General features: G+C 49.8%; 15 protein-coding genes. 9 read left to right on the forward strand and 6 right to left on the reverse strand.

Annotated elements, in window-relative coordinates:
• Positions 1-285: 285 nt before the first annotated feature.
• Both D4L85_RS33110 and D4L85_RS33115 read right to left on the reverse strand, forming a co-directional pair.
• The gene (locus D4L85_RS33110) at positions 286-1,284 is read right to left on the reverse strand and encodes an aldo/keto reductase (protein ID WP_119758378.1); all 999 of its coding nucleotides are present in this window, start codon (positions 1,282-1,284) and stop codon (positions 286-288) included.
• Positions 1,285-1,358: 74 nt separating this feature from the next.
• Positions 1,359-2,306, reverse strand: coding sequence for a helix-turn-helix domain-containing protein (locus D4L85_RS33115; RefSeq protein WP_119758379.1), 948 nt, complete (start codon positions 2,304-2,306; stop codon positions 1,359-1,361).
• Between the two features lie 159 nt (positions 2,307-2,465).
• Here D4L85_RS33115 and D4L85_RS33120 point away from each other — a divergent pair, with 159 nt between their 5' ends.
• Positions 2,466-4,358, forward strand: coding sequence for an alpha/beta fold hydrolase (locus tag D4L85_RS33120; protein ID WP_119758380.1), 1,893 nt, complete (start codon positions 2,466-2,468; stop codon positions 4,356-4,358).
• Between the two features lie 77 nt (positions 4,359-4,435).
• Entirely contained in the window at positions 4,436-4,834 is a 399-nt protein-coding gene (locus tag D4L85_RS33125; protein WP_119758381.1) for a nuclear transport factor 2 family protein, read from the forward strand.
• 103 nt (positions 4,835-4,937) lie between these two features.
• Here the strand turns inward: D4L85_RS33125 and D4L85_RS33130 are convergent, their stop codons facing one another.
• Positions 4,938-5,282: a winged helix-turn-helix transcriptional regulator gene (locus tag D4L85_RS33130; RefSeq protein WP_119758382.1), complete on the reverse strand. Its 345-nt coding sequence runs from the start codon at positions 5,280-5,282 to the stop codon at positions 4,938-4,940.
• A gap of 115 nt (positions 5,283-5,397) precedes the next feature.
• On the opposite strand from D4L85_RS33130, the gene D4L85_RS33135 reads away from it, so the two are divergent.
• From D4L85_RS33135 to D4L85_RS33145, 3 genes are all read left to right on the forward strand, one after another.
• Positions 5,398-5,991, forward strand: coding sequence for an isochorismatase family protein (locus tag D4L85_RS33135; protein WP_119758383.1), 594 nt, complete (start codon positions 5,398-5,400; stop codon positions 5,989-5,991).
• Between the two features lie 51 nt (positions 5,992-6,042).
• Positions 6,043-6,792, forward strand: coding sequence for a pirin family protein (locus tag D4L85_RS33140; protein WP_119758384.1), 750 nt, complete (start codon positions 6,043-6,045; stop codon positions 6,790-6,792).
• Positions 6,793-6,874: 82 nt separating this feature from the next.
• A complete protein-coding gene (locus D4L85_RS33145; RefSeq protein WP_119758385.1) occupies positions 6,875-7,309 on the forward strand; it encodes a cupin domain-containing protein in 435 nt (144 codons plus the stop codon).
• A gap of 31 nt (positions 7,310-7,340) precedes the next feature.
• Here the strand turns inward: D4L85_RS33145 and D4L85_RS33150 are convergent, their stop codons facing one another.
• Genes D4L85_RS33150 through fdhD form a run of 3 tightly spaced genes read right to left on the reverse strand, consistent with a single transcriptional unit; the run spans position 7,341 to position 10,879 of the window.
• On the reverse strand, positions 7,341-9,656 hold the full coding sequence (locus D4L85_RS33150; protein ID WP_119758386.1) for an FdhF/YdeP family oxidoreductase: 2,316 nt from the start codon (positions 9,654-9,656) through the stop codon (positions 7,341-7,343).
• Positions 9,657-9,658: 2 nt separating this feature from the next.
• Positions 9,659-10,027, reverse strand: coding sequence for a DUF7009 family protein (locus tag D4L85_RS33155; RefSeq protein ID WP_119758387.1), 369 nt, complete (start codon positions 10,025-10,027; stop codon positions 9,659-9,661).
• 18 nt (positions 10,028-10,045) lie between these two features.
• Positions 10,046-10,879 (reverse strand): formate dehydrogenase accessory sulfurtransferase FdhD, encoded by an 834-nt coding sequence (gene fdhD / locus D4L85_RS33160; protein ID WP_119758388.1) that lies wholly within the window; start codon positions 10,877-10,879, stop codon positions 10,046-10,048.
• A gap of 385 nt (positions 10,880-11,264) precedes the next feature.
• On the opposite strand from fdhD, the gene D4L85_RS33165 reads away from it, so the two are divergent.
• From D4L85_RS33165 to D4L85_RS33185, 4 genes are all read left to right on the forward strand, one after another.
• Positions 11,265-13,205: a T9SS type A sorting domain-containing protein gene (locus D4L85_RS33165; protein ID WP_119758389.1), complete on the forward strand. Its 1,941-nt coding sequence runs from the start codon at positions 11,265-11,267 to the stop codon at positions 13,203-13,205.
• A 170-nt stretch (positions 13,206-13,375) separates the two neighbouring features.
• Positions 13,376-14,863 (forward strand): tetratricopeptide repeat protein, encoded by a 1,488-nt coding sequence (locus D4L85_RS33170; protein WP_119758390.1) that lies wholly within the window; start codon positions 13,376-13,378, stop codon positions 14,861-14,863.
• Positions 14,864-15,053: 190 nt separating this feature from the next.
• Positions 15,054-17,435, forward strand: coding sequence for an ABC transporter permease (locus D4L85_RS33175; RefSeq protein WP_119758391.1), 2,382 nt, complete (start codon positions 15,054-15,056; stop codon positions 17,433-17,435).
• A 325-nt stretch (positions 17,436-17,760) separates the two neighbouring features.
• Entirely contained in the window at positions 17,761-19,698 is a 1,938-nt protein-coding gene (locus D4L85_RS33185; RefSeq protein ID WP_119758393.1) for a PAS domain S-box protein, read from the forward strand.
• Positions 19,699-19,732: the final 34 nt, after the last annotated feature.

The raw sequence follows: 19,732 nt of genomic DNA on the forward strand, positions 1-19,732 counted from the left end.
GTCCAGCAGCCTAAAGGGTTGACGAAACCAGGAAATAATACCGACCATCCCCATTCATTAAAATGTTTGCGCAAAAGGACACAACCTGCTCGGAATCCACAAAGAGACAAGATACACATTGTGTTAAAAATTTGCACATCCGGCTGAACCGGCGGCCACTTCGAAAAAGCCGGGAATGATCGTGGGGGTGATGAAATTTAACCGCAGAGGCGCGGAGACGCAAAGTCAACGCAAGGGATCTCCATCCGCTTTCCCTTGGCGTCTCCGCATCTTTGCGGATCATACTCACCGCATCCCAACCCAATGCGGGTACGCCGGTTTCTGAACGCTCACCGCATCGATGCGTGCCACTTGTTCCGTGGTGAGATTCCATCCTACGGCTCCCAGATTTTCCAAAAGCTGTGCTTCATTGCGCGCACCGACGACGATGTTGCAAACCGTTTTCTTTTGGAGCAGCCAGTTGAGCGCCAATTGTGGAATGCTCTTTCCGGTTTCGGCCGCCAGCGCTTCGAGTACGTCGATGGTGTCATAGAGTAGTGCATCGTCCACGCCAGGGCCACCCGCCGTTCCGCCGGATTTTATCCGTCCCTCGGGCAAAGGCTGTCCGCGGCGTATTTTTCCCGTGAGCCGGCCCCAGCCAAGCCCGCTCCATACCATCAATCCGATTCCCTGGTCTTCGGCAAGCGGCTGCAGCTCCCCTTCATAGTCGCGCCCCACGATCGAGTAATACCCCTGGTAAACGCTATACGAATTAAGGTGATGTTTTTCCGAAACCGCCAATGCTTTCATCAACTGCCACGCCGCAAAATTGGAACAGCCGATATAACGCACTTTACCGGAACGCACCAGGTCGTCCAGCGCGCGGAGGGTTTCTTCCATGGGCGTCATGGGATCGAAACCATGAATAAAATAAAGATCGATAAAGTCTGTTCCGAGCCGCTTCAGGCTCGCGTCGACTTCACGGAGAATGTGGTACCGCGATGCACCGGCATCATTGGGACCGTCTCCCATGGAAAACGTCGCCTTCGTGGAAATGATCGCCCGCTGACGTCTCCCTTTCAAAGCCGCCCCGAGGATCTCCTCCGAAGCACCCTGCGAATACACATTTGCCGTGTCAAAGAAATTGAGCCCATGCTCGAGGCTAAGATCGATCAGCCGCGATGCTTCACGCACATCCGTCTGTCCCCAGCGCTTAAAAAATTCTGTCGTGCCTCCAAACGTCGCCGTACCTAAGCTGAGCACCGGCACGCGGAGTCCTGATCTTCCTAACAATCGATATTCCATCTGTTTATAAATTTTGTATCCGGCACAAAATTGGAACAGACCCGATCGCTAAACGCAGGACAGACTACGGATATTCAGGCATTTTTCACTACCTCCGAGGGCGCTTTCCCCGTCTGGCTTTTATAGAACCGCGCGAAGTAGGAAGGATCTTCATAGCCCAGCAGGTAAGCGATCTCACTCACGGTTTTACTCGAATGCATCAGACACATCGTGGCTTGTTTGACGAGCCGGATCCGCACGAGTTGCCCCGCCGAATGCCCGGTCAACGCACGGACCGTATCGTTCAAATGATTTTGCGATACACCGAGCGCCTCGGCATAGTCCGATACTTTCCGTACGCGGATGATCTTCCCCTGCTGGATCGGTTCGAAGTCGCGGCTGTACAGTTCTGTGAACGCTTGCAACAACCGGAGGCCGGAACGGTCGCCTGGGGCTTGCGTGGAGCGTTGGGGTGGATATTCTGAATGGGCTTTGTACACCAATGCATGGAGGCAACTGCGCAGGACTTCGTCGCTATACGCACCGCGTTGCGCATATTCATTCTCCATGAATTGAAACAGCGTGGCATATTGGCTGGTCTGTTCGTCGGAAAGCTCGAGCACGGCGTGGCCATCGATCTGGAAGAAGGGAAGCTGCGACAGGAATTGTTTGTCGTTCCGGCCCGTGTTAAAGAAGTCATCGGAAAAAGAACAGAAGTAGCCGCGGTGGTCGTTGCCCGTCCAGTCCCACGAACTGATCACGTTGGGCCCGACAAAGCAAAGCATATTTTTGTGGAGATCGTGCTCATGAAGTCCCATGCGGTGTGTGCCCTCCCCGGCGATGACCAGGAACACCAGGTAAAAATCAAGACGATGGGCAGCGGCCGTATTTTTCCAGATGCACCGGTTGTGGATCTCAAAATGCTGCAGCGACGCTGCCGGGCTCGCCAAAGGTTCCAGTACGGGAGGGTGCTTGAAATATACGCTGCGATAGCCATCGCTTTTCAGCAGGGGAATGCGCGTGGAGGTTCTTTTTCCGGCCATAGAAAATGATGGATGCGATTGAACTCTGAAAACGGGCAACGAATTCGTTTAGTTCCGTTAGATTTATCTGGAATTTAGATTATTAACAAAACTATTTTCCATCTCCACACATCCTTTGGGTGATCGTTAACATTATCAAATGCAGGATAACATCCAACCATGAGAGTAATTGTAGTAACCGCTGTATTGATCTTCATAAACTCCTCTACCACACCTGTACACGCACAACCCTATCCGGCAGGTTTTAAAACCATTAGCGCCTACGATTCAAGCAGGACGTACAAACCAAATTCCCCGCTATCGGACAAACTGCATTTCAGGCCCGTGGACATTGACCTGTGGTACCCAGCCGACGTTGCCTCCTCCGATACCACCGCGACCTTTCACGACCTAGTGCATTTATTCGAGAAAAGAAGCAATTTCTATGACGACACAAAGCGTTACGACGGATTGACGAACGAACTGCTTCAATACATTTGTGCCGGCTTAGATTGCAAGGATTACAATATCCTGAAAAAAGCGCGGACCCATAGTTATGTGAATGCAAAACCAGTTACACAGTCATTCCCGTTAATTCTTTACTTAGCCGGGTTTAACGGCATGAGCTATGAGAACTATCTGCTATTCGAGTCTTTGGCAAAGAATGGCTTCGTTGTCGCATCGGTCAGTTCGATTGGTGCCTACCCAGGTAATATGACCATCGATTCTCTGGGCGTTTACGAACAAGTAAACGATGCGAACTTTGTCATAGATCATCTGACAAAAACCCATGTCCTCTCCAACAACATTGGTTTGATCGGGTATAGCTGGGGCGGCCTGGCTTCCGCCATTCTGGCTATGACCGAACCCAATAAGATCAAGGCGATTGTTTCTCTTGACGGGTCTGAACAATTTGTGTCTGGCAACCCTGAAGAAGATGAAAAGCTGAATCGCATCCGTGAAGGGAGCTTCTTTAAACCGGAAGCCATCCGTGCATCCTTCCTTTATCTGGATAGCGATATTGTCGAAGTGGATGATTCCCCTGATTCGAGCTACAACATAGCTGATCACATTTTAGGTGATAAATGCTATCTGAAGATAAAGCACTCAAAACACGAAGATTTTTCAAGCTTAAGCGTCATGACCTCGGAAGATCGGATCCACTCACCCTACGATGTCATTCAAGGCTTGACCGTTAATTATCTGCTTGACAAACTTAAAGGAAGTGATTCTTTTTATAAAAAAATCCCAACCGAAGAAGTGACGGAACATTTCTCACAACCACTTTTAGCCAAAGGTGGGAAGTCCACAGAGAAAATGTTACTGAATGGGATTGTGCAGGATCAAACTACCCATTTGCCATTGCCCTATGTGAACATCGGAATTCTCAACAAGGATAAAGGCACAACGTCCAATCTTAAGGGTGAATTTCAACTTCATTTGCTTGACTCCAACCTCCACGATACCCTTAGAATATCGATGATAGGGTATGAACCCCGGGAAATTTATCTAAAAGACGTTTTTCAAACGCAAAAAAAATTAAACATTCATCTACGAGAAGAAACAGTTGAATTAAAAGAGATCGGGATCATCGATAAAAAACTCATCACGAAGGTATTGGGCAACAAAACCGAATCTAAATTCTTCGGTGGCAAATTTGCGTCCAGCGATCTGGGGAGTGAGCTTGCCATACGAATAAAGATCAAAAACATTCCGACGTATCTCGAAAATTTTAGCTTTAATATATCGTACAATACCGCTGACACAGCCACGTTCAGGGTCAATATTTATGACATACGAAATGGGCTTCCTTGCAAAAACATTCTAACACGTGACATTATTGCAAGGGTAAACAATCGAACGGATAGGATCGATATTAATTTGTCAGACTATAACATCGTGGTGAATGACGATTTTTTTATCGGATTGCAATGGCTGGAGGGACGCCATAGTTCAGCCGTCGTATTTTCATCAGGGTTTGCCAATAAGGGGACCTACTACCGCAAAGCAAGCCAAGCCCGGTGGAAGAAGTACCCGATGGGTGTTGGGTTCAATGTTACCGCGAAATATTAAATTGAGCATTTCAGCACATCCCCTCCTCATCTCCATGGCTAGTTTTGTGTTGTGACCAAATCACAAAACACGATTTCATGAAAACTACCATCATACCCGGACTGATTTTCGGGCTTGGACTCCTTTGCGCCTGCCAGAAAAACAAACCCACCGACGACCCCGAAAAATTAACAAGCGTTCTGCTCGCTTATTTCGACGGCATCACCCATAAGGACTATAAAAAAATGACCGAGTCTACGACCGATGACTTCGTTCTTTATGAAATGGGAAGGGTCTGGAACAACGACAGCGTGTTCCGGGAAATGAAAAAATTTCCTTATACCGTAGCGTACAAGTTCGACAACTTCAAAATAAATATCGATCGCATGTCGGGCCACATGACATATTACAATCATGCCGATTTTGCATTCGACAGCACAAAACAGCGTTTCGATTGGATCGAGAGTGCGGCGTTCAGAAAAACGGAAGATGGATGAAGAATGTATTTTTTACATATTACGGAAAGGTATCAGCCACAACCCCCGCAGAAATGAAAAGTCAGCGGATTACCGGTAGCATTATGACACCGGAAAGATCCCTTCAGTTCAAAACCGTACTTCCCTTTAGTATCCTTGCCCTGTGCTTTTTGCCCCAATCCTGAATGTGACGAAGCACAGGTTCAAGCGTTGTACCATATTTAGTCATTTCATACTCAACGGTCACCGGCACGGTGGCAATCGCCGTTCGGGTCACTAAACCGTTAATCTCCAAGTCCTTTAATTCCAGGCTCAACATTTTAGGCGTGATCTTTCCAATGTCTTCCAGCAGATCCTTAAACCGCTTTTTACCGCTGCACAGACTATATAAGATCGGGAATTTCCACTTTCCCCCGATCACCTCCAGCGCGTCCATGACGGGCTGAATTTCAAGCTTATTGTTCTTCATATTTCGTTTTTACCAAGACTATACAAAAGGATACTAATATACTATTTATAAACTTATTTCAAAAGTATAGTAACTATTCTATGTTTACAACATCAAATTAAAAAGACACAAAAAAATGAGCACCACAAGATTCACGGCAGAAAACACCGCACTGCTCCTCATTGACCACCAGGTGGGTACAATGAAACTGATCAAAAACATGCCTTTGGAAGAAGTGCAAAAGAAAACATTGGCTTTGGCAAAAATGGCAAAGATCCTGCAGATACCGGTCATCCTCACCAGCAGCCAGGAGTACGCGGCGCAAGGTCCGTTGCTGCCCGAGTTGGCCGAAGTTTTGCCCGATGCCTTTGAGAAAAGGATTAAAAGAGAAGGCATCGTCAATTGCTGGGAACACAAAGCGTTTCGCGATGCCGTGCTCGCCACGGGAAAGAAAAACTTGATTATGGCGGGTGTCACCACGGATGTGTGCCTGGTTTTTCCCGCGATCAGTGCCGTCGAAGAAGGTTTTCATGTACAAGCGGTGATGGACGCTTCGGGTTCGCCATTTAACCTTAGTGAAGACCTGAGTCAAAAAAGGATGGCTGATGCAGGTGTAGTGTTAACGGCTACCAACACGTTGATGGCTGAACTTGCACAAGATTGGTCAAGGCCTGAAGGCGGAGCATTATTGGGCATTTTGTTTACAGAAGTTTTACCCTCCATGGCCTAAACCGAATGCTTCAAGTCTGCAAAAGGCTTGAAGCATCCTAATCTTACTATTATGTTGATCATTAACAAAGCCTCTGAAAGACAAACGGCGGGGCACGGAAACTTTAGCATCAAAATCATTATTCCGGGTGCAAATGCAGATCATAGCGATCTGGGTTTTTATAATTTAGGCCGATTTGACGATGCCCATCTAAAGCCCGGCGCTTTCATTGCGATGCACCCTCACAAAAATGATGAAATACTGACGTTGATGCGTAGCGGTACCATGCTGCACAAAGACAGCACCGGCAAGGAAGTTGCCGTAACGCCACAAAACATCATGATGATGAATGCCGGAAGTGGGATCTATCATGAAGAAAGTATTCCCACCGAAAAATATAAAGAAGATGTACGGTTGCTCCAGATCTTTATCCGCCCTGAAATTGAGAACAACCCGCCGCAAGTGCAGTTTGCCAATGCGGGTGAACTGGTTCTTAATCATTGGCGGTTAGTGGCGGGTTTAAAAAGCAGCCATGCGCCACTTGAAATCAAAAGCAATATATTGGTGTATGATCTCGATCTTGAAAATGCCAAGATAAGTTTACCCGAACCCTATTTCAAAAACACTGTCTATTTTGTTTATGTATTTGAAGGTGAAATAAATTTTTCAAAGACAGTATTGGGAAAGGGAGACAGCATCATACTCGATGGCGAAGCCCTCGACTTGCAGGCAAGCACCAAAAGTACGGCTGTTTGTTTTATGATAGACAAGAATGCCCGTTTTACAAAAAACGGCATGTATAGCGGGATGAAAAGAAATTAGTTAGAGCATTAACCAGGAAAACAGCATGAGATTGGAAACAGACTGCTCTGTTTTGAATTAGTGTTTGAAAAAAACGAAACCCATGAAGGAGAAAGTAATTCGTAGAGACGAAGGACATCCGTTAAACTGCCTGGGAGATCACCAGTTAATAAAACTAACCGGTAAGGACACCAACGGACAGTTCACTACAATTTACCTTGACAATCCACCCAATACACTGGTTCCCTTTCACGTCCACGAAAACGAGGACGAGGTCTATAAAGTCATAGAAGGCGAAGTAGAATTTTCGGTCGGCGACAAAACGAGTTTATTAAAAAGCGGTGATGTGATTTTTTTACCGCGAAATATTCCTCACACCTGGAAGGTAGTTGGAACAAGCAATGCCAAAGTCCATTTGGACATTTTTCCAGCGGGACTTGAAAACATGTTTGAAGAATTGGGAAAGCTTCCCGTAGGGCCTCCAAACCTTCTACAAGTCGCTGCTATTTGCGGGCGCTATAACGTCAAATTTGTGTAGACCAAGAAAACTGCGCCGTGCGAAAAAAAAGTCAACTCCTTTCGGCGACGTGTTTTTTTACTTTTATAATCACCTGTTTAGAGGTGGGTGTATTGCTCTTATCGGCCACGCTATTGATTGGAACCAACACATTGGTTTCGGGGAAATAAGTAGCCGTGCATCCCTCCGGTATCGGGTATTTCACTACGACAAATTTATGGGCTACACGCTCGATACCTTCAAAATGGTTTACCAGATCCACCAGGTCGCCATCCTGCAGGTGGCGTTGGTGCATGTCCTTCTCATTCATCAATACCACCCGGCGCTCATTGTAGATCCCGCGGTAGCGATCGTTCAAACCATAGACGGTCGTATTGAACTGATCGTGGCTGCGGATGGTCATCATCATCAGGTCATCGTCCTCCATCGGGAGCGTTGAAAGCGGGGCCACGTTAAAGTGCGCTTTGGCTGACGCCGTTTGAAAAACTCCCTCGCGGTTGCCATTGGGTAAGTAAAATCCTCCCGGCATTCGCACGCGCTCATTATAATTTGTAAATCCCGGTATGGTGCGCTCGATGTCTTCGCGGATCGCGTCGTAATGTTCGTAACGATCCCAGTTAATTTTACTACGCGCTCCCAGGGTTGCCTTGGCCAGCCGGCACACAATGACCGGCTCACTCAGCAGGTGATCGGAGATGGGTTTTAAAACTCCTTTGGACGATTGAACAACCCCCATGGAGTTTTCGCACGACACAAACTGGACTTCGCCCTTCACCACGTCTTCATCGCTTCGTCCCAGGCACGGCAGGATGATCGCTTCTTCACCGTGCACGAGATGACTGCGGTTTAGCTTGGTGGATACCTGCACCGTTAGGCTGCATTTGCGAAGCGCTTCGGCTGTTAATGTGGTATCGGGAGTGGCGGACAGAAAATTTCCACCCATGGCAAAAAAGACTTTGCCCTTGCCCGCATGCATGGCTTTGATACACTCCACCACGTCATAGCCGTGTTTTGCAGGGGGTGTGAAATGGAAGTTCTCTTCCAACTTCTTTAAGAGCGCAGGCGACGGTGTTTCAACAATGCCCATGGTGCGATCGCCCTGCACGTTGCTGTGTCCTCTCACCGGGCAGGTGCCTGCCCCGGGTTTACCAATGCTGCCTTTCAGCAAAAGTAAATTGACCACTTCCTTAATGGTGTCAACCGCATTTTTATGTTGCGTGAGCCCCATCGCCCAGCAGATAATAATTTTTGTTTTATGTTTTAAGAGGGCTACCGCTTCCCGGATCTGTGTCAAGCTAAGACCCGATGCCCTGCACAACGCTTCCTGGTTTTGTTCTTTTAAATGGTTTTCAAAGTCGTTAAAACCAGCCGTGCTCTTTGCAATAAAGTCACGATCGATCACCTTGCCCGGCTCCCGTTGTTCTTCCTGGAGCAACAGCAATTGCACCGCTTTTAGAAAAGCCATGTCGCCGTTGATCTTTATGGGCAGAAAAAGATCGGTCAGTGCTGTGTCGATGCCCAGAATGCCTTTCACGGTTTGAGGATTGCTGAAACCCATGAGGCCGGCCTCAGGCAACGGATTAACCGAAATAATTTTCGCACCGTTTGCCTTTCCTTTTTGCAAGGCCGTGAGCATGCGGGGATGGTTGGTGCCAGGATTCTGCCCGAGGATCATGACTACCTCGGTCTCATAAAAATCGCCGAGTGTGACCGAGCCTTTACCTATTCCCAGTGATTCACTCAAAGCAACGCCGCTGCTTTCGTGGCACATGTTGCTGCAATCGGGCAGGTTGTTCGTGCCATACGCTCGTACAAAAAGCTGGTACAAAAATGCGGCCTCGTTGCTGGTGCGGCCCGAGGTATAAAAAATAGCCTCGTCGGGTGACGCCAGCTGGTTCAGCGTCTGTGCTATTTTTTGGAAGGCACCTTCCCAGGAGATGGGTTGATAGTGCGTTGCGCCTTTGGGCAGGAACATCGGTTCGGCAAGGCGTCCTTTGCTGCCGATCTCATGATCGGATAGTGCCGCCAGATCTTGAACGGAATTTTCGGCAAAAAAAGATGCCGTCAGTTTTTTCGCGGTGGCTTCTTCGGCTACGGCGCGCGCACCATTTTCACAATATTCGGCCACGCCCGAGCGTTCGTCGTCCGGGTCGGGCCAGGCACAGCTGGGGCAATCGAAGCCTCCTTTTTTATTGAGCTGCCAAAGCCCTTTCATACCGCGGGCAAAGCCGGCTTCGCCGATCACTTTTTCCATGCTCGACACCACGGCCGGGATACCCGCGGCGACGGTTTTGATTTTGCCACGCTTCAATCCGGTGAGCTCTTCCGGGTTCTCGGCTTGGGGAACAGGTGTTGCTTCGTCGCTCATGGCTAGCAGATTTTTTTCGGGTTTTCGAAGTTGTCCGATTGGTCTTCCACCGTGTTGTCCAGGCACTTAAAATCTTTTTCGAGCAAAAGATACAACGTCTCTGTTTCGCTCACGGCCTGGTGCGCATCAAAACCAACTATCGCATTTTCCTGCCAACCGGTTATCAGCATCTCCGGAACCAACAGCGTAATCCTATTCTGATCATACTTGGCCGAAAGTGCTTTTAATCCGGCTTTTCTTTCCACCGCATAGCTGAAGTACGTTGCGCCAAACGAGGTCCTGTCTTCCAAAACTCCCTTCGTCGTCAGCTTCTCCACTTCCGACTTCGACAACCGTATGCGAATGGAGTTTGCACTGATTCTTATTTTCATTTTACTCGTTTTATGGTACTATTCAAAAACAACCCGATGGCTGGCGGAATAAATATTAAACTTTTCATTCCCCAAAAATCCGATGAGCGTCATTCCAAATTCTTCCGCCTGTTGCAGGGCCAGACTGGAAGGGGCTCCTATCGAAGCGATTATTTTTATTCCTGCCATGCTTGCCTTTTGGATCAATTCAAAACTTGCCCTTCCGCTCAGCAGGAGGATGGTGCGCTGCAGGGGCAAATGGTTTTCTAAGAAGCAAGCACCAATCAATTTATCCAATGCATTGTGACGGCCCACATCTTCCCGCAGCAAGAGCAAGTTCCCATCCGCGTCGAACAACGACGAGGCATGCAGTCCGCCGGTGGTGGCAAACCATTCCTGTTGCTTTTTTAAAGCGATGGGCAAGCGATATAAGACCGCAGCGTTCACTTTCATGGTATCGTTTTGTTGTGCGTAGATAGAAATCGTTTTAATGGCATCAATGCCCGCCTTTCCACAGACCCCGCAACTGGAGGTGGTATAAAAATTCCGTTCGGCGGTTTGAAGATGGGGTGTGGCCGATTCAGAAAGCATTACCGTCACTTTGTTTCCAGTTCCTCCATCCAACTGAAGGTTGGCAACCTCTTCCCTGGAGGTGATGATCCCCTCTGTAAACAAAAAGCCTGCGGCCAGTTCCTCATCATTTCCAGGGGTCCGCATGGTCACGGAAATGACTTTGGTGATCCTGTCTCCGGCTGCGCCATACACCACTTGTATTTCCAGCGGTTCTTCCACGGCCAGTTGGTCATCGGTTTCCAGCATGCCCATTTGCGTTACCCGGGTCATTTTGATATGTTTCACGGCACTGGCTTGCATGTATTTTTATAAAATGATTCGTTCACAAATCTATTTAAAATAATCAGCTCGCGGATAGCATTCGTTGCGTCTGCGCAGGCAATTATCGGGTGGCAAGCGCGAATAGCGAGCTCTGCGTTGATTTTTTTTAAACACCGGCCTGCCATAGGGTGTTGTTCGCGAGGACGGGGACAAACCTGGCCATCCTAAACCAACCGTTCCCAGGGAGACGAAATGATTCCGGGCCTTGCACTTTGGTATGCGGCTATAGGGTTATTGTTCTTTGAAACAAAATACACATCAATTGAAACAAATCTGATAGTCGTACCGGTTTGGAGAAACGATCTTCAGGGGCGTTTACCTTGGATCGATACCTATCACCACAACCCCAGGGAAAACTACCCTTATGAAAAACCCTCGCCTCACTGCATGGATCATTCTTCTCCTGGCCCTTTGCGTTTCCACGCACGCCGCCGGGCAGTTTAGCTATGTCACACTTCCTTCAGGCCTTCAGCCGACGGAATCCGAAATGGTCGTTTTCCAGGATAATATGTACCTCGTCCTGCAGGATTGGATGCATACCAGTTTTTCCCTTCACAAGTTTAATGGTGGCGGGGCCACCCCCATCCCGGTCCCTTCCCCCTACCGCCTCTACCCCGACACACAGTTCGAGGAAATGAACGGCGCGCTTTACTTTATGCCCGATCACGACCCGGCCGACCCGACTGCCGCCGAGCTGATGCGCTACGATGGCACCACATTGACACCCATTGACATTCCGGATGCTCTTATTCCGGCCGACTCCATGGTACTTTATGGGCACCGCCCGTTCGTGTTCGAAAATGCGCTTTACATCGAAGCGGTAAGAACCACCGCGAATCCTCCCCTGTGGGACTACTATACCATTACCTATTGGATCAAATACGATGGCACGAGCTTTTCGCGGATAAACGTTTCCCGCAGCGCCTTAACTTGTGAGTGGCCTTTTGAACATTCTGTGCCCAGCGACAAGTTGATCTATCAAGACAAACTTGTTGCGCGCTACCAGGATTACCATTCCGGTGCACGCAGTCTGCTGAGCTACGATGGAATCACAATCGATCGGAACGAAGCCATATTTCACTCTGGCGCACTGGCCAATCCCGGCGGGTGCGAAATGGAAATTTACCAGGGCAATCTTTACCTACCCACCTTTGATTTGCATGCGCCTGGAAGCCCGTTCGGTGGAAAGCTTTCCCGCTACGACGGCATAACCGAAACGGAAGTGGCCATGCCGGCCGGCCTCCGGTATGCGGAAACAACCCTTGAAGTATACGCGGACAAATTATGGGGCGCGATGTATGACGGCACCGGCGCGGCGCGGTGGTACGCCTACGACGGTACAACCTTCACCAACGTACCCCTGCCCCCTGGCACCAGCATTAACAGCAGGGCCGATCAACGTTTCTTTCGATGCCAGCTATACATCGTGTTGCAAATCGGCACAGCAGACGACACCATCCCGAAATATGCTTTATATGGGTATTCGGAGCTCCGTGGTTGCGGAAGCTCCGTGCTACCGCCAGCCTTCGACCGGTTCGACCGGATCGACATCCGGAACTACGGCCACGAGCGCGAGTGGTGCTGGACTGGGATAGACGTTGACTGGACTATTTTTCCTCCCTGCAAGTTTCCCGACTGCATCGATCCGGTCTTCGCCGTTTCCCTGCTCGACAAACCCGGCGCCGTCGTGTGGACCAAGTCCTATCAACAACCTTTTCAAGCCATCTTTCCCGTCGACGACAAACAGCCCTACATCACGACCGTGGCGATGGAAAATGATAAGAAGCTTCAGGACGTGGTCGTCTTCGACAAAGAGCTTGTGCCCGGCGGCATCGAAAGCATAAAAATGGAAATGAAGCCCCGGCAAAAAGAATTCTACCTCACGGTGGAGACCGAGAAAAACAAGAAGGTGCCGTTCATCATGGCCTTGCTCGATGCTGCCGGAAAGACGCTTTGGCAACAAGAATTCACGGCGCCTTTGAGCACGTCCATCGATGCCGTAACGAAACAGCGCGGCACAACCCTGCGCTTCCTGCCGGCGCAGGGCACCAATGGCATCACTGCGGTATCTGTTTTTCCGAACCCATCCGAAAGCAGTCCCGCCATAGACATCCGCACCCAGGGCAACACGCTGCCGGCAAAACTTACCATCACCAACTTCTATGGCAAAACCGTTTACCAAAAAGATATTACGGCGCCCACCGTTCATTACCCCAACCTTTCTCAAGCTACGCCGGGGCTTTACATCGTCACGGTTACCAGTGCGGGCGGGTATGAACATAAAGAAGTCCTGGTGATCAAGTAAACTCAAGACGGGCAGAACAGAGGAGTGATCAACGATCGTTTCGTGCCACGCTATCCCGAAGGGGGTGCGTGGCACGAATGCTAAAGTGACCCGGTATAACACTGCGCGGGGCTGGAAATTATTCCCTAAATTGGATTTCCAACGCTTGTTATCCCTCTTCGCCCCTCTTTATGAAACGACTGCTCACCTTCGTTCTGATCGTTCTGGTATTCAGACTAAACGCACAAGTACTGATTGACTCCCTCCAACAACGACTCCCGCTGGCAAAATCTGTCGAGGAAAAGATTGATATCTTGAACAACTTGTCGCACGCCTACACACAGTATTCCCTCAGCCGGTCGGAAGAGTTGGCCCGGGAGGCGCTGGCCCTGGCGCAGAACAATGGCTATAAAAAGGGGACGGCAGCGAGTTTCAATAACCTGGGCATCAGCGCGTCCATCCAAGGCCGGCACACGGAGGGAATGGACTACTTCATCAAAGCGGTGAAGATCCGCGAGGAGCTGAACGATACCAAGGGCGTCGCGCATGTCTATAACAATATGTCCAGGGTGCTGATCTATCAGGAAGATTATGATCGCGCCATCGACTATTCGAAAAAATCATTAGCCTTATTGAAAAAGATCGATGACCCGAAAGCGGTTGCCAATACCTACGCCTCGCTGGGTGAGATCTACATGAATAAACAGGACTATGACCAGGCCCTGCAGATGTTTACCAAGGCCCGGGACACCAGTATCGGCGCTGGATTGAGAGACTATAAATTGTGGATGGAGGCAAAACGGATCACGGCCCTGAACGCGCAAGGAAAATACAATCAGGCGTTGGAGATCGGTTTGGTCATTGAGCGGTCGTTACCAAAATATCGCGACTTCTTCTCTTCCATCGAGCTCTTTCAAACGATCGGCGTGATCTACTCGAATCTGGGTGATTTGGAACATGCCACGTCCTATCTGCACAAAGCCCAGCATATGGCCGATTCCCTGAACGATGCAAACGCCGGCATCAACGCCCGGAAAAAACTGAGCGACACGTTTCGCAAGTTTGAGGAATATGACTCGGCATGGTACTATAACGACCAATACAGCACGCTGCGTGGTGAAGTTTTTAATGCGGAGAAATCCAAACAAATCGCTGCGCTGGAGCATCTCTATCAATCGGAAAAAAAAGATCAGTTGCTGGCCATGCGCGAGCAAAAGATAAAGGCATTGACCTTTGCGATAACGATCGGCAGCATACTGCTGGTGGCGATCACGGTGTTGGTCATCATTGTTTTCAGACTCTACCGCGACAAGAAAAAATCGCTGGTGGAAATGAAACGCCTGAACGATGAGATCTACGAAAAGCACGAAGAGATCTTAGCACAGACCGAAGAACTCACCCAGGCCGCTGCAGAGGTGAGCCGGATGAACGAATCGCTTGAAATGGAGGTCTCCGCGCGCGTGGCCGAAATAAAACTACAAAACGAAAAGCTCATTGAGTACGCCTACTTCAACGCCCACAACGTACGCGGTCCGCTGGCGCGCATCCTTGGACTCTGCACGCTCATGTCCGGAGAGACCTCGCCGGCGGAGATCCAGACGTATAATGGCCACCTGCTGGATTGCGCCCACGAGTTGGATGGCGTGGTCCGGGAAATTAACCGGAAGCTTTCTGACTAATTTATATCTGCCATCCGGGACATGAGAGCCTTATCCCGGGGGTACGTTGTCCGATTTCGAAGGGGTCTATTTCATTTCCGATCAACGCCACGGACCAAGAAGTGTCAATTTTACAACAAATGCCGAGATTCGCTGTGGTATAGTTGTTGTCTACTGACTGAGCACTCCACCGCTCTAACCACCCGGAACCATGCTAAAGAACTACCTGCTTGTGGCCGTCCGAAGCCTTCTCAAAAACAAAAGTTACGTGATCATCAACGCCCTGGGTCTGGGTGTGTCGCTGGCCTGTTGTCTGGCGGCCTACCTGTTTGTGGCCTTCAATGTCGAGTTCGACAATTTTCACGACGACGCCAAGGTCTCGCACATTTTCAAGATACACACGCATATGTTGGAAAAGGATGGCAGCACGCCCATCGATTTTCAGGCGCCCATCATGCTGGCGCCGGTGGCGTCGGGTGAGATCGCAGGCATTGAGCGCTACACGCGTTTCATTCACGGTAACGGTTCCATGCGCTATGGCGACAAGGCGTTCAACGAAAGCCTCTCGTTTGCCGACAGCACCTTCTTCGATCTCTTCGATTTTCCGCTCATCGCGGGCAACACCAAGTCGTTCAAAGAAAAGAACAGCATCTTCCTCACCGAAGAGCTTGCCAAGAAATACTTTGGCGATGAAGATCCCGTGGGAAAAACCGTCACGCTCAACTTTGTGAACAATTATGAAATGGACGCGATCGTGGGCGGTGTACTAAAGAAGATCCCCGAAAACAACACGCTCGGTTTCGCGATGCTCATGCGCTTCGAAGTCTATATCGACTACAACAAGCTCAACCTCGACGACTGGAGCGATTGGCGCAACCCTGCCACGTTCCTCGAGCTGTCCGCCCCTGAAAATGCAACCCGCATTGCTGCCCAATTCAAGAAATATATTCCCCATCGCAACGAAGTGCGCACCGACGTGGTGGTGACATCCTACACGCTGGAGCCTTTCAAGAAGAAGTTTACGGGAGATGAAGTCCGCTACGGTTGGGCCAGGTTACCCATCCCGCGGGCGCCGCTCATTATTTTCTCGAGCATGGCATTGCTCATCCTGCTCATTGCCTGTTTCAACCTCACCAACACCTCCATTGCCATGACCGCCAGGCGGCTCAAGGAAGTGGGTGTGCGCAAAACCATCGGCGCGGCGCGAAAGCAGATCATCTTCCAATTCTTGTTAGAGACATTGCTCACCATTCTTCTCTCCCTGGCCGTGGGTCTCATGATGGCCCAACTGATCTTGCCTGCTTTTACCGCCATGTGGCAAATACCCTATGGCCTTGGCGACCTCGGCGGCACAAACCTGTTCATCATGTTGCTCGTGCTCGTGTTTGCCACTGCCACGGTGGCGGGCATCTATCCGGCATTGCTCAGCAGCAATTTCAAGCCCACGACGCTGCTGAAGGGCACCGCGAAAATCAAAGGCACCAATGCGCTCACGCGCTCGCTGGTGGCCGCGCAGTTCGCGCTATCGGTCGTCGTGCTCATCGCCGGCGTCATCTTCATCCAGAACACAAAGTACCAGGAGAGCATCCGCTTTGGTTATGACAAAGACCAGATCATTGCCGTGAGCTTGCAGGGTGAACGCGATTTTGAAGCCATGGAAAAAGCGCTGGTATCAAATCCTAAAGTACTCAGCGTGGGGGTTGCTGACGGCACGATCGGGCGTAACCCTTACGCCACACCCATTCGCATCGACACCGCACAATATGATGTGCAAGCCATGGGCGTCGGCAAAAACTATTTTGAAACCATGGGCCTTAACATTGTACAAGGCCGCAACCTGAACCTTGAAAACGCCAGCGACGTGAAGGAAGGTGTGATCGTGAATCGCGCCTTTGTAGAGCGCACCGGCATGAAAGATCCCATCGACCAGGTCATCTTCCTGCACAATGGCAAATGCTTCATTGTCGGCGTCATCGAAAACCACATCGACAATCTCTATCGTGCCAAAACGGCCGAACCCTTTGTATTCTATGCAGCGGGCAAAGAGCAATACATCACCATGGTGGTGAAGACGGAACACGCCGATTTGTTGGCTACGCAAAAATCCCTGGAAGCAACGTGGAAAGAACTCTTCCCGACCCGTCCATTCGAAAGTCAGTTGCAGGAAGACGTGGTGCTGGGGAACAGTCGCGACTTGAATAAGAACCTGGAGAAGATCTTTATTTTTCTGACCATACTGGGTGGCCTGCTCTCGGCATCAGGCATCTTCGCGTTGGCGTCGTTAAACGTAGCCAAACGCACCAAGGAGATCGGCATCCGCAAATCGCTTGGCGCATCGGTGAGCAACGTGGTCGGATTATTGAATCGCGAGTTTGTCGTTGTGCTCTCGGTTGCCGTGGTGCTGGGTTCGGTGGGTGGCTACTACGCCACCAACGCCTTGTTGGGCACCCTTTATGCGTATCATGTTCCCGTGGGCCTCGTTCCGATTGCCGGTTGTGCCGTGTTCATCTTCTTGGTGGGCTTCTTCACCACCAGTTCAACGATCATGAAAGCAGCCAAAACCAACCCGGTGGAGACGTTGAGAAGCGAATGAGTTTTGTACCTCCACCCTATGCAGCGGGTTTTACGTCACGGGTAATTTAAAAGACAGCTGTAGAATTAATTCTACAGTATTGATACAGTTGCGTCCGTCTCGAAAACACATCACGTTGCCGCCGAAAGGTTACTAAGCACCATTCCGAACAATGCGTCATGGTGCGATGACTTCGGCCCGCTTTGCTTATCTCCAAAGGGCTTGTCTCTTCCAGGAGCCCTAACATCATTTTCTTGGTATGATTTTGAGGATAGCCTGGGTTGTTCAATGATCCGGGCCTTTCCGTATAGGTCCATATTGAAAATTCCCGGATCGAATCCCCGCTATGAGTACGGAAATAAGAGCCTATACCGATTTGCATGCCGGCGAAACCGACGCCTTGCAAAATCTCATGGATTCTATTCCGGCATTGATTGCCCGCGTTGACTGTAACCTGCTGCTGGAATACGCTAACAAACCCTTTGGCCAGTGGTTCTCGCGGCCGGATAAAACTTCCGGCGCCTTCTTCAATACCACCGTTGGAAAAGAAGTCTTTGATCAAGTTCAAAAGCATTTAGGCAAAGTGCTCTTCGGAAGGGACGCCAGTTTTAACATCTCGTTTTTTCACGCGGGCGCCCATCGGTATCTCGATGTGATGTTGACACCTGAGTTCGACTCACGCCACCACGTGAAGGGATTTATTTTTCACGGGACCGACGTCACCGAAAAGATGAATGTCCAACGCGATCTCCATGACTACTTCGAAAATGCAAATATCGGTTTGCATTGGGTGAACGCCGACGGCATCATTATCCGGGCCAACCCCGCTGAGCTGAAGATGCTGGGCTACGAAGAGCATGAATATGTGGGGCAGCATGTTTCAAAGTTTCATAAAAATCAAGAGGCGATCCAGGAGATCATCCGGCGCCTGAACAACCGGGAAGTACTTTCGCACTTTGAGGCAGAACTGATATGCAAAGATGGCTCGACGCGGTATGTGGCCATCAACTCAAGCGTGCTCTGGGAAGGGTCACGGTTTGTTCATACCCGCTGCTTCACCATCGACATCACGGCACAAAAGCTCGCCGCACTCGCCACCCAGGAAAGCGAAGTTCGCTTTAAGACGATGGCGAACCTGGTGCCGTTGATCATCTGGACCACCAATGAACATGGCCTCTGCACCTTCCTGAATACCAAATGGAAAGAATTGACGGGAGAAAACGTCGAGGATGGTTTGGGCAATTTGTGGTTGGATGTCATCCATCCTGAGGACCGCCAGAATATCGAAATTGCGTGGGCGAAGTCCATCTCAGAGAGGAAGGTCTTTGAGGCTAAATTCCGCGTGCGAAACGACAAAGGCGGCTATGTTGTGGGGTATGCCAATTCCCTTCCCCGGTTCGACGCGAACCACACCTTCATTGGATACACCGGGATCATTCAAGATGTCACCACGCAGGAGCAAATAAAAACTTCCCTGGAGCGAATGGTCCTGGATCGTACGGCCGATCTGCGAAAGAAAAATCTTGAACTGGAAAACGCCGAGCAAAAGCTTAAAACCAAGAATCTCGAACTGGAAAAAATAAACGGCGAATTGTCATCCTTCGCCCACGTGGCCAGCCACGATTTGCAGGAGCCGCTGCGTAAAATTCAAACGTTCACCAACCGGTTCGTTCAGTCCGAAGCCGAGAAAATTTCCCAGCAAGGAATGGATTTTATACGCCGGGTTCAAGCCTCGGCAAACCGGATGCGCGATCTGATCCAGGACATTCTCTCCTATTCAAAAACCAACCAGGCCGATCATAAAGTTGAAATGACGGATCTCAACGAAATTCTCAAAGAGGGCATCCGCGAGTTTGAAGTAAAAATTGAAGAAACGCGAGCGGTCATCGAGAACAAGGGACTCCCAACCCTCCCGGTTGTTCCGTTCCAGTTTCACCAATTGTTCTTAAATCTCATCAGCAATGCGTTGAAGTTCTCAAAACCCGACTGCCCTCCGTCTATTCTCTTTCAATATGAACTGACAACTGCCAACTTTGTTCCAGGGATGCAAGGTGTTCAAAATTTCCACCACATCGCTGTGTCGGATAACGGGATCGGGTTCGAGCCGCAGTACGCCGAAAAGATCTTCGAAATATTTAACCGGCTCCACGGCCAGCGCGATGTCGAAGGCACAGGGATCGGTCTCGCCATCTGCAAAAAAGTTGTCGAGCGTCATGGTGGAAAAATGACCGCCCAGGGCGAATTGGGCAACGGCGCAACATTTCACATTTATCTACCCGCTTAAATACCATCGCGTTCACCTAATAAACAATAACTAA

Origin of the sequence: Chryseolinea soli (genome assembly GCF_003589925.1) — a bacterium.
GTDB classification, from domain to species: Bacteria; Bacteroidota; Bacteroidia; order Cytophagales; family Cyclobacteriaceae; genus Chryseolinea; species Chryseolinea soli.